Origin of the sequence: uncultured Erythrobacter sp. (assembly GCF_947499705.1) — a bacterium.
GTDB lineage: Bacteria > Pseudomonadota > Alphaproteobacteria > Sphingomonadales > Sphingomonadaceae > Erythrobacter.
Genome location: NZ_CANMPJ010000001.1, coordinates 455,784 through 468,197, shown reverse-complemented (window position 1 = coordinate 468,197; position 12,414 = coordinate 455,784). Strand labels below are relative to the sequence as shown.

Below are 12,414 nucleotides of genomic sequence, written 5' to 3'. Positions count from 1 at the left end.
CGGCGACTTCGTCGCCGTTTGTTTCCTGGCCACGGCAGTCAGAGGGCGACTGCCCGACGCGGCTTATGCCGCGTAGCCAAGCGGGCCGGATGGCCCGCGCCCGGCGCTTGAGGGCGCAGCAAAAAACTAAACCAAACTATCAATCGCCTTGGCCATCACTGCATCGCGCTGCGACAATCCGCCTGCGTCATGCGTGGTCAGGGTGATCTCCACCTTGGCGTAGACGTTGAACCATTCGGGATGGTGATCCTGGCTGTCGGCGATCAGCGCGACGCGGCTCATAAAGCCCCATGCTTCACTGAAATCCTTGAACTGGAACGTGCGCGTGATCGCCTTGCCTTCGCGAGCAAGTTCCCAATCGGGACGGTCGGCCAGCAAACGCTCGCGTTCGGCTTCGGTGAGTTCGGGGACAGCAACCATGGAGATCGATCCTTGTAAGGCGTTGTTGTGAGCGGAGACGCTTTTCCCTAACGCACCAGCCGATGCAAGGTTCTGCAAGCCCTTCTCTTTCTTCAACCGACCTCGCGTGCCGTCGGGGCGACCGGCTGCTGTTTCGCGGACTTTCATTTGTGCTGGCGAGCGGCGAGGCGCTGCATGTCACCGGAGCGAACGGGACAGGCAAGACGACCCTAATCCGTGCGCTGGCGGGGCTGACATCCCCCTATGCGGGAAAGGGCAGCAGCGACGGAGCTATCGGCCTGCTGGACGAGAGGCCTGCGCTCGATCTGGATGTGCCGCTTCGAAAGGCCCTCGCCTTTTGGGAGCGCGTCGATGGTTGCAACGATCCGAGCGGTGCGATCACTGTGTTGGGACTGGAGCCGCTGCTGGACGTGCCGGTGCGCTACCTCTCGACAGGTCAGCGCAAACGTGCAGGATTTGCCGCCTTGCTCAATCGCGGGGTTCCCGTCTGGCTGCTGGACGAACCGCTGAGCGGGCTGGACAAAGGCGCCATTGCGCAGGTCACGGCGCTGATCCAATTGCATATCGGCGGCGGCGGAATAGCCCTGATCGCCTCGCACCAGCCATTGGCAATCGAAGGGCTTCAGACACTCGCAATCGAGGACTTTGCCCCCGCACATGAGGACGCGGAATGATCGGCACGCTCCTGAAACGCGATCTCGCCAAGTTCTTCCCCTTCGCCGGTGGCGGTGCAGCGCTGCCTGTCGTGTTCTTCGTCGCGGTCGCGATGCTGTATCCGTTCGCGGTCGGGCCTGATCCGGTGATGCTCACACGGACTGGTGGCGGTGTTGTATGGATCGCGGCTCTGCTTGCGGCGATCCTGCCGCTGGAAAAGCTTGTCGCGCAGGATATCGAGCTCGGCACGTTCGACCAGTTGAAGCTGCGCGGACTGACCGAAGAGATGATGATGGCGGTACGGCTGCTGGCGCATTGGCTCAGCTTCGGCCCGCCGCTGATTCTCGCCGCTTTCCCCGCAGCCGCTTTGCTCGCGCTCGACAATCCCACTTTGCATCTGCTCCTCATCGGCTTGCTCGCTGGCACGCCCGGCCTTGCCGCAATCGGTCTGATGATCGCCGCACTCACCGCGAGCCTACGCGCAGGCGCGGCACTGTCGGGCCTGATGCTGATTCCGCTCGCGCTGCCGATCCTGATATTCGGCGCAGGCGCGCTCGCGCGTCAGGATCAAGCAAGCCTTGGCTTCGTTGGTGCGATAAGCCTGCTGCTGGTCGCCATCGCGCCCTTTGCGGCAGGAGCCGCCATCAGAGCCGCCAGAGAGGTTTGACTATGAGAATTCTCGCAACCGCTGCGTCAGCCCTGCTACTGGTCAATTGCGCCCCGCAGCAGAGCATTCCTGCGACAGAAGCCGAGGCCGAAGCGGCATTTGATCAGTATGTCGAGGCGGTCAACAGCGGTCAGAGTAGCGCGGTCGCAGCCATGTATGACGACAATCCCGGCTTTCACTGGGTTGAGCGTGGCGGCGTGCAGTACACCTCTGGCGATGAGGCAGCAGCATCATTCGAGGAGCTGGTCGCATCGGGCATGGAACCGCGGATGACGACCGACACCATGCAGGTATCGATCCTGGGCGAGCGCAGCGCGCTGGTCTCGGCCCATTTCGACCTCGCCATGTTTGATGCATCGGGCGCAGAGCAATTCGCCTTCGACGGCTGGATGACCGTTGGCATGGTCAAACGCGAGGATGGCTGGAAGATCGCAGGCGGTCAGACGGGACCCGGCGAAGACACGGAATAGTGCGCGCACCGGAAAACCACCGACGGGAAAACCTCCTGCTCAGCCGCATTGCGCAGGGGCTTCTGGCGTTCACCCTGCTCGCATTTGCGGCTAAGGCACTGGTGCATACCGAGGTGCAGGCACGCTATACGCTGCTGGTAGTGTTCCATGCAGTGACGATGACAGCGTGGCTGGGACTGCTGGCGAGCCAGGCGTGGCTGGCGGCTGGTCAGCGGCTGGACATGCACCGCGCCTTGGGCCGTGCCTCGATTGCCCTTGTCGCAGCGATGGCGGTGTCGGGCGCGATCATCTCCATCAATATCGGCGAGGAACTTGGTCGCCCCGAAGTGACCATCGTGAACCTCGCCGCGCTTGTGACGTTCCTGCCGCTCTACTTCGCATCGCTGCACTTTGCCCGGCGGCGCGAAATCCACGCACACCGGCAGGCGATGCTGATTGGCACGCTAGCGCTGATGACCCCCGCCTATGCCCGCGTAGTGCAAGTGTTGGACCTGCCCGACCCGGTCGCAATTGCGGTACAGGTGCCGATTACGGTGGCTATCGCGGTTGGGTATGACTGGATGACGCAGGGCAGCGTGACGAAGCCGGTTTTGGCTATGTTGGGGTTTTCGGTGGTTGTTATCGCCGTGATGGTTACGGTCTTGGCGGTTTGGTTTCTCTAGCTCTCAAGTCATCCCGGACTTGATCCGGGATCCAGCTTCTTCAAGACTTCCCAGGGGTGCTTTTGCAGCGAAGGGGCAAGTGGACCGAAATTCTCCACAATTCCATCGAAACGCCATGCGTCCAATTCTTCGCGCCGCGACAGCGATAGGGCATGCCCAACCAAATAATGTATCCGGTTGTTGATCATCGTTCGATCGTCTTCGGTGAGGTCAGGATCGCGCGCCATGATCGTGTAGCCATGGATCGCGGCGAGTACGAACTCGATTAGAAGTTCCCTGCTCGCTCTCTCAAGCAAGTCTCGTAGTTGCATGGTCTCATCCTACGCGAAAGAGGCCCGATCCCGGATCAAGTCCGGGATGATGAAAGGGAGTGTTCGGCGCGGAGCGCCGCAAGGGTGACTGCCCGCCCGCAGCGGGTGCAGCTTTGCTGCACATCGAGCGAGGATCGCGCGCCCGGATGGGCGTGCGAAAATCAATAAGGCGGCTTGTCTCGTCCGGTCGGGCTCTTCGTAAAGATCTCGGTCCCGGTCTCGGTAATCGCGAGGCTGTGCTCAAACTGCGCACTCAGCGACTTGTCGCGCGTCACCGCAGTCCAGCCGTCGCCCAGCACCTTCGCCCAAGGCTTACCCAGGTTGATCATCGGTTCGATGGTGAAGAACATGCCGGGTTTCAGCTCCGGCCCCGTCCCTGCCTTGGCCGCGTGGACCACTTCGGGGGCGTCGTGGAACAGGCGGCCCAAACCGTGGCCGCAAAACTCGCGCACCACGCCATAGCGGAACTGTTTGGCATGGGCTTCGATCGCCGCACCGATATCGCCGAGGCGCGCGCCGGGTTTGGCCGCTTCGATGCCAAGCATCAGGCATTCGTAGGTCACATCGACCAACCGTTTCGCCTTGAGCGGCGGTTCACCAGCAAAGAACATCCGCGACGTGTCGCCGTGCCAGCCGTCGAGCAACGGCGTGACGTCGACATTGAGGATGTCGCCTTCCTTCAGCACCTTGTCCGAAGGAATGCCGTGGCAGATCACGTGGTTGATCGAGATACAGCTTGAATGGGTGTAGCCGCGATAGCCGAGCGTCGCGGGCACTGCGCCTCCATCCAGCATCATATCGCGGATCGCGGTGTCGATGCTTTCGGTGGTGACGCCGGGCTGGACGAGGTTTGCAACTTCATCAAGGATGGTCGCGGCCAGCCGTCCGGCCTTGCGCATCCCGTCAAAGCCTTCCTCGGTGTGAAGCTTGATCGTGCCGTCGCGATAGACGGTCTGGTCGCCGTCGATGAGCTGATATTCGTGCATCAGCGCCATATAGCGAATGGCTCGCAAGAATGCGAGAGGGTGTTGGCTCAGCTTCCGAGCGCAAACGCCGCTCGATATTCAGGCTTCACTGCCTGCATTACGGCCTGAGTCACGGGAACGGTTACCTGATAAGAACCTTCGACATACGAACCAGCCACATAGGGTGCGGCAAGCAAGTCGACCTGATCGAATGCCTCGCCATTCGACGATCCCACCACCACAACCAACTCGTCCAGCGTCGGGCAATTGTCGAAAGCTCCGGTTTCATTGGCAACGCTCGAACCCAACCGCTCCATCTGCTTCGCTCGAAGGCCGGTGCAGTAATCCTCGCGTACGGCCGTTCCGAGCTCTTGAGGCGACACGAACATGTCGGTCTGCACCATCACAGCCTCTGTCTTGCGGTCCCAGATCATCGAATCGAACACCGAGTTGCCGTGCGCACCGCCGGTATAGGTGTAGTTCGCGGCTGCTAGACTCAGAAAGCCGGGCGTATCGGCGGCAACCGCCCAGTTCTTGGAGAAGTCATAGGGGCGATACGGATAGTCATACTGCTCAGCATCGGCCTTGGCCTCAACCGTCATTGCTTCGAACTTTTCCTGCTCGGTCTTGGCGCGTATCTCCATCGCTGCATCAAGCGGAGCAATGGCGACCGCTTCGGCTGGCCAACTGTAGCTGAACTTCATCAAGTCGTTTTCAACAGCGATCTCGCGCGCTTTCGCCCCGCCCGCCAGCCTGCGTTCCAGTTTCTCTTCTGCTGTCTCTTCACCAACAACGATTTGGCTGTCGTCGACACCAAGTTCGTTGCCAATTTCGCTTGCCGACGAGCACGCCGCCATCGCCGCAAGGCCCAGCCCTGCCAGAATCCTCACGAGCATCGCACCCTCTCCCCTGCAATTGAGACGTGACAAGTTTACGCGCGCGATTATGGACGCAGGATGACCGATATCAACGACCTGATCCAGCCCGATCACGGGCAAGACGCAACCGCGATCCATCTCACCACCGCTGGTGCGTATGAAGAATTCGCCAAGACACTTTCCGCTGGCCAGCGCTCAAGTCTCGCGGCGCAGAAGTTCGAAGGGAACGCCGGGCAGGTCGGGATCGTGCCCGATGGCGACAAATGGTTCGCGATGGGCGGCGTTGCGAACCCGAAGAATATGACGAGTTGGTGCCTTGCGGCACTGTCCGAACAACTGCCCGAAGGCACCTACCGATTGGTGGATCACCAGCCCGGCGCAGCGGCATTCGGCTGGCTGACAGCGCATTACCGCTTCACCCGCTACCGCGATGATGACAATGCGACCGGCCCGCGAGTTCTTCTGACCGAGCAAGTTGGGCGTCTTCCCGGTTATATCGCTGAGGCCGAGGCTGAAATGCTGGTGCGCGACCTCGTAAATACGCCCGCCGAAGACATGGGCCCGACCGCGCTGGAAGGCGAAGTAGAAAAACTCGTCAAGGCGCACGGTGCGGAGTTGAAAGTGACCAAGGGCGATGCGCTCGAGCAGGGCTATCCGATGGTCCATGCGGTCGGACGCGCGGCGGCGCGGCACCATGCTCCCCGGATCATGCACCTCGAATGGGGCGACAAGGACGCTCCGGTGCTGGCGATCATCGGCAAAGGCGTCTGCTTCGATTCCGGCGGTCTTGATATCAAGCCTGCGTCCGGCATGCGGTTGATGAAAAAGGACATGGGCGGTGCGGCCCATGCCATCGCGCTGGCAGGGCTGGTGATGAGTGCAGGTCTCAAGGTTCGGCTCCACCTGCTGATCCCGGCGGTCGAAAACGCTATCTCCGGCCCGGCATTTCGCCCGGGCGATGTGCTCGATAGTCGTCAGGGCCTGAGCGTCGAGATTCACAACACCGATGCAGAAGGTCGGTTGATCCTTGGCGATGCGCTGACGCGGGCGAGCGAGGAAGAGCCCGAACTGATCATCGACTTTGCCACGCTGACCGGAGCGGCGCGCGTCGCACTAGGCCCGGACTATGCGGCGATGATGACCCGCCGTGATGAAACCGCACAGGAACTCATCGACGCGGGCAAATCGGCAGATGACGAACCGTGGCGCTTGCCATTGCCCGATGCCTACCGCGAGTATCTCAAGTCTGACATCGCCGACATCGTCAACGCGCATTCCAACCCCTATGCAGGCGCAAGCGTCGCCGGATTGTTCCTCGATCGATTTGTCGGTGAAGGCATCGATTGGGTGCACTTCGACACTTTTGCGTGGCGCCCATTCCCCAAGCCAGGACGTTCCAAAGGCGGCACGGCCTACGGCCTGCGAGCGAGCTGGCACATGCTAAAGGCTCGTTACGGAAACGCCTGAACCGTTCGCGCGTTGGGACCCGCATGACGTGGCTAACTTGCTCGAAACCATCACAGTGTATAAGCGGCCCGCACCACAGGGGTTGAGGAATTGTTTTGAATGAGCGGCGCTGCACATCTCGCAGCTGAATATGCAATGCCGGAGGGCATACTGGGCCTGAAAGGTCCGGTCGAAAAACCTGCGCCCGGCACGTTGCCGCTGCGCGGCGACCTCGCGCATATGGCGCTCGCCGATACTCATCTGGCCGCGCACTATGTCATCCCCGAAGTTCGCGAGATCGGTTCGAATGGCGCAGCGCTCCACTTGATGCCGCGCGATGATAGTGATGTGACGCATCAACTCGCCGCGAACTCCCGCTTCGAAGTGCTCGATATTGCTGGTGACTGGGCATGGGGCTGTCTTGGTCCCGACGGGCCTAGCGGATATTTGCTGCTAACCGAACTGGCCTAGCTCAAAACCCCGCGCTAAGGCCCCGCGCCATGGCAACACGCATTTTCATCGACGGTGCAGCAGGCACCACTGGCCTCGAAATCCGCGAACGGCTCGCCGATCGAGCCGAGTTCGAGCTGCTGGTGCTGGGCGACGCGCAGCGCAAGGATGTGGCCGCACGTAAAGAAGCGCTGCACGAGGCAGATATCGCGATCCTGTGCCTGCCGGATGATGCAGCGCGCGAAGCGGTGAAAATGGCTGAAGGTTCGAACACACGGATCATCGACGCGTCAAGCGCGCACCGGGTAGCTGATGGATGGACCTACGGGTTCCCCGAATTGATCGGACACGACAGAGTTGCGGAGGCGCAGTTTGTGTCCAATCCAGGGTGTTATCCGACCGGGTTTCTCGCGCTGGTCGCGCCGCTCGTCCGCGCTGATTTACTCCCAGCCGACTGGCCGTTCACTTGCAACGCCGTCAGTGGGTTTTCAGGGGGCGGGAACGCTTTGATCGAGCGTTTCAACGAAGAATTCGATCTCGCTTATCGGACCTACGGCCTCGACCTTGCTCACAAGCACCGTCCGGAGATGCAGCGGCACGCAGGGCTCGACCATGGAGTGCTTTTCTCGCCCTCGGTCATTCCAGCCTATCGGGGGATGCTTGTTGAGGTTCCCCTTCACCTAGGCGCTATGTCCACCGACCCGCACTCGGAGAGCCTGCGCGACGCGTTGTTTGGTCATTTTGCCGATTCGGCTGTCGTTTCAGTCTTCCACCGCGCAACGCCAAGCGAACTGACACTAAACAGCATGCCCGATCCTTGGGATGGGATGGAGTTGTTCGTGTGTGGAAATGAAGGCGGGTGGAACGCGCGCCTCATCGCGCGGCTCGACAATCTCGGCAAAGGCGCATCGGGCGCGGCGATCCAGAATCTCAACATTATGTGTGGGCTACCCGAGACCACGGGACTGCGTCTCTGACGACTCTCCTGCCTAAAATTTAGGCACTTCGCGTTCGCTGAATGAGCACTGTTGCGCGGCGCGTCACAATGTTGCTAGTTCCTTAGGCACACCAAGCGATTCCTTGCGCCCGCGCGAGGTTTGGCTAACCCGGTGTAACACCAGCGTTGGCACGATTCTTGGTAGGGTTTTGTCAATAAATTGGCGACGCGCGGCCGGAAACGGTCGATGGGGCAGGAAAAACGATACGTGAAGAAGATCGAAGCGATCATCAAACCCTTCAAACTCGATGAGGTGAAGGAAGCGCTCCATGAAATCGGTGTCTCCGGTATCACCGTGACCGAAGCGCGCGGATTTGGCCGGCAAAAGGGCCATACAGAGCTTTATCGCGGCGCTGAATACGTCGTCGATTTCCTGCCAAAGGTGAAACTCGAAGTCGTCGTCGATGACGATCAGGCTGACCGCGTCGTCGAGGCAGTGGCCTCAGCCGCCCAAACTGGGCGCATTGGCGACGGCAAGATCTTCGTCACCGCCATCGAAAGCGCGCTGCGCATCCGCACCGGAGAAACCGACGCGGACGCTGTCTGAATTCTAACATCCAACCTCTCCCGCTCGCCGAACAGGCGCGCACAACTCAAAGAAAAGGCACTCCAGCATGGCAACCGTGAATGACGTCCTGAAACAGATCAAGGACGAGGAAATCGAGTGGGTCGACCTGCGCTTCACCGATCCCAAGGGCAAATGGCAGCACCTGACCATGGCCGCCAGCGTCATGGACGAAGACGCCTTGGAAGACGGTTTGATGTTCGACGGCTCTTCGATCGAAGGCTGGAAGACCATCAACGAATCCGACATGATCCTGAAGCCGGACATGGACGCTGCTTACATCGACCCGTTCAGCGCAACGCCGATGCTCTCGCTGTTCTGCAACATTGTGGAGCCATCGGACGGCCAGCTTTACGGCCGCGATCCGCGCTCGACCGCGACCCGCGCCGAAGCCTATCTCGCATCGACCGGCATCGGCGACACCGTCTATGTCGGACCGGAACCTGAATTCTTCATGTTCGACGATGTGCGTTTCGAAGATGGCTATGCAGGGTCAGGCTACGCGATCGACGATATTGAACTGCCGACCAACAGCGGCAAGGAATACGAGATGGGCAACATGGCCCACCGTCCCCGCGCCAAGGGTGGATACTTCCCCGTCGCTCCGGTCGACAGCGCGATGGACATTCGCGGCGAGATGGTCTCGACGATGATGGAAATGGGCCTCAACATGGACAAGCACCACCACGAGGTGGCCGCTGCCCAGCATGAACTTGGCATAACCTATTCGTCACTGACCCGCGCCGCCGACCAGGTGCAGGTCTACAAATATGTCGTGCAGCAGGTCGCGCACGCATACGGCAAGACCGCGACCTTCATGCCCAAGCCGATCAAGGAAGATAACGGCAGCGGCATGCACAGCCACATGTCGATCTGGAAAGACGGCAAGCCAACTTTCGCAGGCAATGAATATGCCGGTCTGTCGGAAAACTGCCTGTATTACATTGGCGGTGTCATCAAGCACGCCAAGGCAGTGAACGCCTTCACCAACGCCACCACCAACAGCTACAAGCGTCTGGTTCCGGGCTTCGAAGCGCCAGTGCTGCTCGCCTATTCGGCGCGCAACCGCTCGGCATCGTGCCGTATTCCGTATGGCGCGGGCGAAAAGGCCAAGCGCGTCGAGTTCCGCTTCCCGGATGCTCTCGCCAACCCGTATCTCGCCTTCTCGGCGCTGCTGATGGCTGGCCTCGACGGGATCGAGAACAAGATCCACCCTGGCGAAGCCATGGACAAGAACCTCTACGACCTGCCACCGGCAGAACTCGCCGAAGTTCCAACCGTCTGCGGCAGCTTGCGTGAAGCGCTCGAAAGCCTTGAGGAAGACAACGAATTCCTGCTCAAGGGCGACGTGTTCTCCATGGACCAGATCGAAGCCTATGCCGAACTGAAGTGGGAAGAGGTCATCCGCCTCGAAACCACGCCTGCTCCGGTCGAATTCGACATGTACTACAGCGCGTAGGCGTTATTATCGTACTACCGCCTCGCTGCACGAGGACGGTGGGCATCAATTTGAAGAAGGGCGCCTGGCAAACCGGGCGCCCTTTTCTTTTGCCCTGGCCCTCGCTTTCACCTCAGCCATGAACTCGCCCTCGATCATGCGGGCACAAGCGTTCACAAATGCGCGCCGCGACGAATATCCCTGGATACCGCGATCAGCCATATTGCTGCAGTGTGCAGCAGCACCTTCTTTCAGGCGCTGAACCTGATGTTCTTTGGATGTGCCCGCGAACGTGTTCAGACGGAATTCGAATGCTTCGGCATCTGCCGATAACACGCTGGCAGGTTGGGCCCGGGCCGCCGCTTGAAACGACAGCGGCGAAACGGTGAGCATCGCCGCAGCAATGATAGTAGGAATTCTCATGGGTTTACTCCTTGCGTTTGAATGCAAAGAGGTTTGCGCAAACAGGCGAGGTGATCGTCTCTTGAGGCAGGCGAGGACACAAATCCGTGTCTCCGCCTGACGGATCGGACAGTGCCGCCTTCTGGCGGAACGGCGTCATGCCTATATCTGACTTGACCAAGCCGGGAGGAAACCAGCCTTGATCGATGTGACCGTGCTTGCCCTGGTCGTCGCGACACTTGCGCAGGCGATTTTCTGCATCAGTGTCTTGTCGATAAAGGCAATTGCCTCACCAAATCACTTACTGCTGGCTGGATTGTTTGTGATCTTCTGCTTTGCGTCTGGTGGTCCGGTGGTCGAGACTTTCGCTCCCGCCGTGCTCCACCACTTCTACATCCTGACTCTGCCGGCTTACCTGCTGATGCCGCCGCTGCTGTGGTTCTATATCAGCTGGCTGACGGCCGAGCGGCCATGGCAGATGGAGCGGCGGTACTGGTGGCAGTTGCTGCCGGGGTTTCTCGCGCTGATCGTTATCCTTTTCGAGTTTGCAGTGAGCCCGGGAGGCAAGTGGTATTTCGACGAGATCGCCAATCTGCCATGGTATCTATCGGTCCCATTTGCGCTGATCGGAATGTTCCACTTCGCGTTGTTCCTGTTCTGGATGCCGCAATCGGTCGTCTATCTTTTTCTAATTGTTCGGCGGCTGATCGACTATCGCGCGAAGATCAAAACGCATTTCGCCAGTCACGAAGGTCGCGGGCTTGGTTGGCTATTCGGCTTTCTTGCGGTCTTCATAGTCGTATGGATCGCAGCGCTGGTCACCTTGCTGGCGCAGAATGTGGGTCAGGTAAAAATCATGCCTCGCGAGGTCGGCGCGGCCTTGTTCCTGCTGTTGGTTTGGTCGCTCGGCCTGCTCGGCCTGTCGCAGCGCCCCGGTTTCGAAGGCGACTATGTCGAGGATGAAGACTTGTGCGATCCTGACCCAGCCAGTCCAGAAACTGAAGGTGAAAAGTATCAACGCTCAGCTCTTGGAGAGGACCAGGCCCAGCGCATCGCTGCCAAGATCAAACACGCAATGGAGCGCGACCAGCTGTATCTTGATCCCAGCCTGTCGCTCAACAAGCTAGCCCGGCACACGCTGGTTTCGCCCAACCACATTTCGCAAACACTCAACGAAACGCTTGGGGCCTGCTTCTTCGACTACGTCAACGGCTGGCGGATACGATCCGCTGAATCCGAGATATTGCAGAGCGACAAGACCGTGCTGGAAATCGCGCTGGAAGCAGGCTTCAACGCGCGCTCCTCCTTCTACAAGGCGTTCAAGCGCGAAACCGGCAAGACGCCGAGCGAATACCGCAAGGCAGGCGGGAGAGATTGAGCGATCGTCGGCGTTCCAGGCGATGTGAGGTCACTTGATCTTCAGCATCCCGCGCCGTCCTGTCGAAATAAATGAAGACGCCAATCCGACGACATAGATGAGCGTCAGCCAGTCGAGCGGTGCGAGCGCGGGCATCAATCCAAGATGCGCGCCGACCATGCAGCCACCGCCGATGATCACCGTACTGACATAGGCCCAGACTGTGGCCTCCATATTGACCGCAACAAACAATTCGTCCGAAGCTTTATGCGAGCGCCAACCGAGCCAACTGCCCACGGCGAACATTGCTACCGCTCCAAGCAGAGCGACCATAGTTGGTATCGGTCCATCCGGCGCTGCGAATGCGAGCAGGATCAGAGCCGCTCCCCACAGCGCCATGGCTGCTCCCGAATTGAGCAGCACGTTGCGCATTTCGAGGATTTCGTCCGCGTCTTCGGTGTTGAGGTACTTCTCCCCCAGCGCAGGGGATGCTGCCCCCACGCCCACACCGATGGCGATCACCATATAGAGACCGCCAACCACCGCAGCGATCTGACGGGACAGACTGGCCGTTTCTCCGAACCACCCGTCCATATTGTAAGTAATCGCGAAGGATGAAATGAACCCCGTCAGCCCACCCGCGATCATCGGGATCACCAGCTTGCGCATAAACGGGATTTGGTTCTTTTCGTTGGCTTGGGTCATCATTTCGCGAATGCCTTTTGCTTGACG

At 59.9% G+C, this 12,414-nt stretch carries 16 protein-coding genes; 10 read left to right on the top strand and 6 right to left on the bottom strand.

Features of this window, described 5'->3' with window-relative positions:
- Positions 1-126: 126 nt before the first annotated feature.
- Positions 127-420, bottom strand: coding sequence for a 4a-hydroxytetrahydrobiopterin dehydratase (locus tag Q0837_RS02045; protein WP_298464609.1), 294 nt, complete (start codon positions 418-420; stop codon positions 127-129).
- A gap of 62 nt (positions 421-482) precedes the next feature.
- Between Q0837_RS02045 and ccmA the strand changes: the two genes are divergently transcribed.
- The 4 genes from ccmA to Q0837_RS02025 are packed head-to-tail and all read left to right on the top strand — an operon-like array spanning position 483 to position 2,873.
- Entirely contained in the window at positions 483-1,094 is a 612-nt protein-coding gene (gene ccmA, locus Q0837_RS02040) for a heme ABC exporter ATP-binding protein CcmA (RefSeq protein ID WP_298464608.1), read from the top strand.
- The gene (locus Q0837_RS02035) at positions 1,091-1,741 is read left to right on the top strand and encodes a heme exporter protein CcmB (protein ID WP_298464605.1); all 651 of its coding nucleotides are present in this window, start codon (positions 1,091-1,093) and stop codon (positions 1,739-1,741) included. The genes ccmA and Q0837_RS02035 overlap by 4 nt, the downstream gene beginning before the upstream one ends.
- A 2-nt stretch (positions 1,742-1,743) precedes the next feature.
- A complete protein-coding gene (locus Q0837_RS02030) occupies positions 1,744-2,211 on the top strand; it encodes a DUF4440 domain-containing protein (protein WP_298464602.1) in 468 nt (155 codons plus the stop codon).
- The gene (locus tag Q0837_RS02025; RefSeq protein ID WP_298464599.1) at positions 2,211-2,873 is read left to right on the top strand and encodes a hypothetical protein; all 663 of its coding nucleotides are present in this window, start codon (positions 2,211-2,213) and stop codon (positions 2,871-2,873) included. Before Q0837_RS02030 ends, Q0837_RS02025 begins: the two co-directional genes overlap by 1 nt.
- Positions 2,874-2,881: 8 nt before the next feature.
- Here the strand turns inward: Q0837_RS02025 and Q0837_RS02020 are convergent, their stop codons facing one another.
- From Q0837_RS02020 to Q0837_RS02010, 3 genes are all read right to left on the bottom strand, one after another.
- Positions 2,882-3,184, bottom strand: coding sequence for a hypothetical protein (locus tag Q0837_RS02020; RefSeq protein WP_298464596.1), 303 nt, complete (start codon positions 3,182-3,184; stop codon positions 2,882-2,884).
- A 161-nt stretch (positions 3,185-3,345) separates the two neighbouring features.
- The gene (gene map, locus Q0837_RS02015) at positions 3,346-4,170 is read right to left on the bottom strand and encodes a type I methionyl aminopeptidase (protein ID WP_298469725.1); all 825 of its coding nucleotides are present in this window, start codon (positions 4,168-4,170) and stop codon (positions 3,346-3,348) included.
- A 47-nt stretch (positions 4,171-4,217) separates the two neighbouring features.
- The gene (locus Q0837_RS02010) at positions 4,218-5,045 is read right to left on the bottom strand and encodes a DUF4163 domain-containing protein (RefSeq protein WP_298464593.1); all 828 of its coding nucleotides are present in this window, start codon (positions 5,043-5,045) and stop codon (positions 4,218-4,220) included.
- Positions 5,046-5,105: 60 nt separating this feature from the next.
- Here Q0837_RS02010 and Q0837_RS02005 point away from each other — a divergent pair, with 60 nt between their 5' ends.
- From Q0837_RS02005 to glnA, 5 genes are all read left to right on the top strand, one after another.
- Positions 5,106-6,494: a M17 family metallopeptidase gene (locus tag Q0837_RS02005; protein ID WP_298464591.1), complete on the top strand. Its 1,389-nt coding sequence runs from the start codon at positions 5,106-5,108 to the stop codon at positions 6,492-6,494.
- A 99-nt stretch (positions 6,495-6,593) separates the two neighbouring features.
- The gene (locus Q0837_RS02000; protein WP_298464588.1) at positions 6,594-6,944 is read left to right on the top strand and encodes a hypothetical protein; all 351 of its coding nucleotides are present in this window, start codon (positions 6,594-6,596) and stop codon (positions 6,942-6,944) included.
- A gap of 29 nt (positions 6,945-6,973) precedes the next feature.
- On the top strand, positions 6,974-7,900 hold the full coding sequence (gene argC, locus Q0837_RS01995) for an N-acetyl-gamma-glutamyl-phosphate reductase (RefSeq protein ID WP_298464586.1): 927 nt from the start codon (positions 6,974-6,976) through the stop codon (positions 7,898-7,900).
- A 228-nt stretch (positions 7,901-8,128) separates the two neighbouring features.
- On the top strand, positions 8,129-8,467 hold the full coding sequence (locus Q0837_RS01990) for a P-II family nitrogen regulator (protein ID WP_298469723.1): 339 nt from the start codon (positions 8,129-8,131) through the stop codon (positions 8,465-8,467).
- Between the two features lie 67 nt (positions 8,468-8,534).
- On the top strand, positions 8,535-9,944 hold the full coding sequence (gene glnA, locus Q0837_RS01985; protein ID WP_298464583.1) for a type I glutamate--ammonia ligase: 1,410 nt from the start codon (positions 8,535-8,537) through the stop codon (positions 9,942-9,944).
- A 45-nt stretch (positions 9,945-9,989) separates the two neighbouring features.
- On the opposite strand, the gene Q0837_RS01980 is transcribed toward glnA, so the two are convergent.
- Positions 9,990-10,316, bottom strand: coding sequence for a hypothetical protein (locus Q0837_RS01980; protein WP_298464581.1), 327 nt, complete (start codon positions 10,314-10,316; stop codon positions 9,990-9,992).
- A 217-nt stretch (positions 10,317-10,533) separates the two neighbouring features.
- Here Q0837_RS01980 and Q0837_RS01975 point away from each other — a divergent pair, with 217 nt between their 5' ends.
- Positions 10,534-11,703, top strand: coding sequence for a helix-turn-helix transcriptional regulator (locus tag Q0837_RS01975; protein ID WP_298464578.1), 1,170 nt, complete (start codon positions 10,534-10,536; stop codon positions 11,701-11,703).
- A gap of 30 nt (positions 11,704-11,733) precedes the next feature.
- Here the strand turns inward: Q0837_RS01975 and Q0837_RS01970 are convergent, their stop codons facing one another.
- Positions 11,734-12,390, bottom strand: a complete 657-nt coding sequence (locus Q0837_RS01970; protein WP_298464575.1) for a hypothetical protein — start codon at positions 12,388-12,390, stop codon at positions 11,734-11,736.
- Positions 12,391-12,414: the final 24 nt, after the last annotated feature.

What these genes read in the sequence shown, in the direction of transcription:
- Q0837_RS02045 (WP_298464609.1), bottom strand. Translation starts at nt 420, where the DNA reads ATGGTTGCTGTCCCCGAACTCACCGAAGCCGAACGCGAGCGTTTGCTG.
- ccmA (WP_298464608.1), top strand. Translation starts at nt 483, where the DNA reads ATGCAAGGTTCTGCAAGCCCTTCTCTTTCTTCAACCGACCTCGCGTGC.
- Q0837_RS02035 (WP_298464605.1), top strand. Translation starts at nt 1,091, where the DNA reads ATGATCGGCACGCTCCTGAAACGCGATCTCGCCAAGTTCTTCCCCTTC.
- Q0837_RS02030 (WP_298464602.1), top strand. Translation starts at nt 1,744, where the DNA reads ATGAGAATTCTCGCAACCGCTGCGTCAGCCCTGCTACTGGTCAATTGC.
- Q0837_RS02020 (WP_298464596.1), bottom strand. Translation starts at nt 3,184, where the DNA reads ATGCAACTACGAGACTTGCTTGAGAGAGCGAGCAGGGAACTTCTAATC.
- map (WP_298469725.1), bottom strand. Translation starts at nt 4,170, where the DNA reads ATGCACGAATATCAGCTCATCGACGGCGACCAGACCGTCTATCGCGAC.
- Q0837_RS02010 (WP_298464593.1), bottom strand. Translation starts at nt 5,045, where the DNA reads ATGCTCGTGAGGATTCTGGCAGGGCTGGGCCTTGCGGCGATGGCGGCG.
- Q0837_RS02005 (WP_298464591.1), top strand. Translation starts at nt 5,106, where the DNA reads ATGACCGATATCAACGACCTGATCCAGCCCGATCACGGGCAAGACGCA.
- Q0837_RS02000 (WP_298464588.1), top strand. Translation starts at nt 6,594, where the DNA reads ATGAGCGGCGCTGCACATCTCGCAGCTGAATATGCAATGCCGGAGGGC.
- argC (WP_298464586.1), top strand. Translation starts at nt 6,974, where the DNA reads ATGGCAACACGCATTTTCATCGACGGTGCAGCAGGCACCACTGGCCTC.
- glnA (WP_298464583.1), top strand. Translation starts at nt 8,535, where the DNA reads ATGGCAACCGTGAATGACGTCCTGAAACAGATCAAGGACGAGGAAATC.
- Q0837_RS01980 (WP_298464581.1), bottom strand. Translation starts at nt 10,316, where the DNA reads ATGCTCACCGTTTCGCCGCTGTCGTTTCAAGCGGCGGCCCGGGCCCAA.
- Q0837_RS01970 (WP_298464575.1), bottom strand. Translation starts at nt 12,390, where the DNA reads ATGATGACCCAAGCCAACGAAAAGAACCAAATCCCGTTTATGCGCAAG.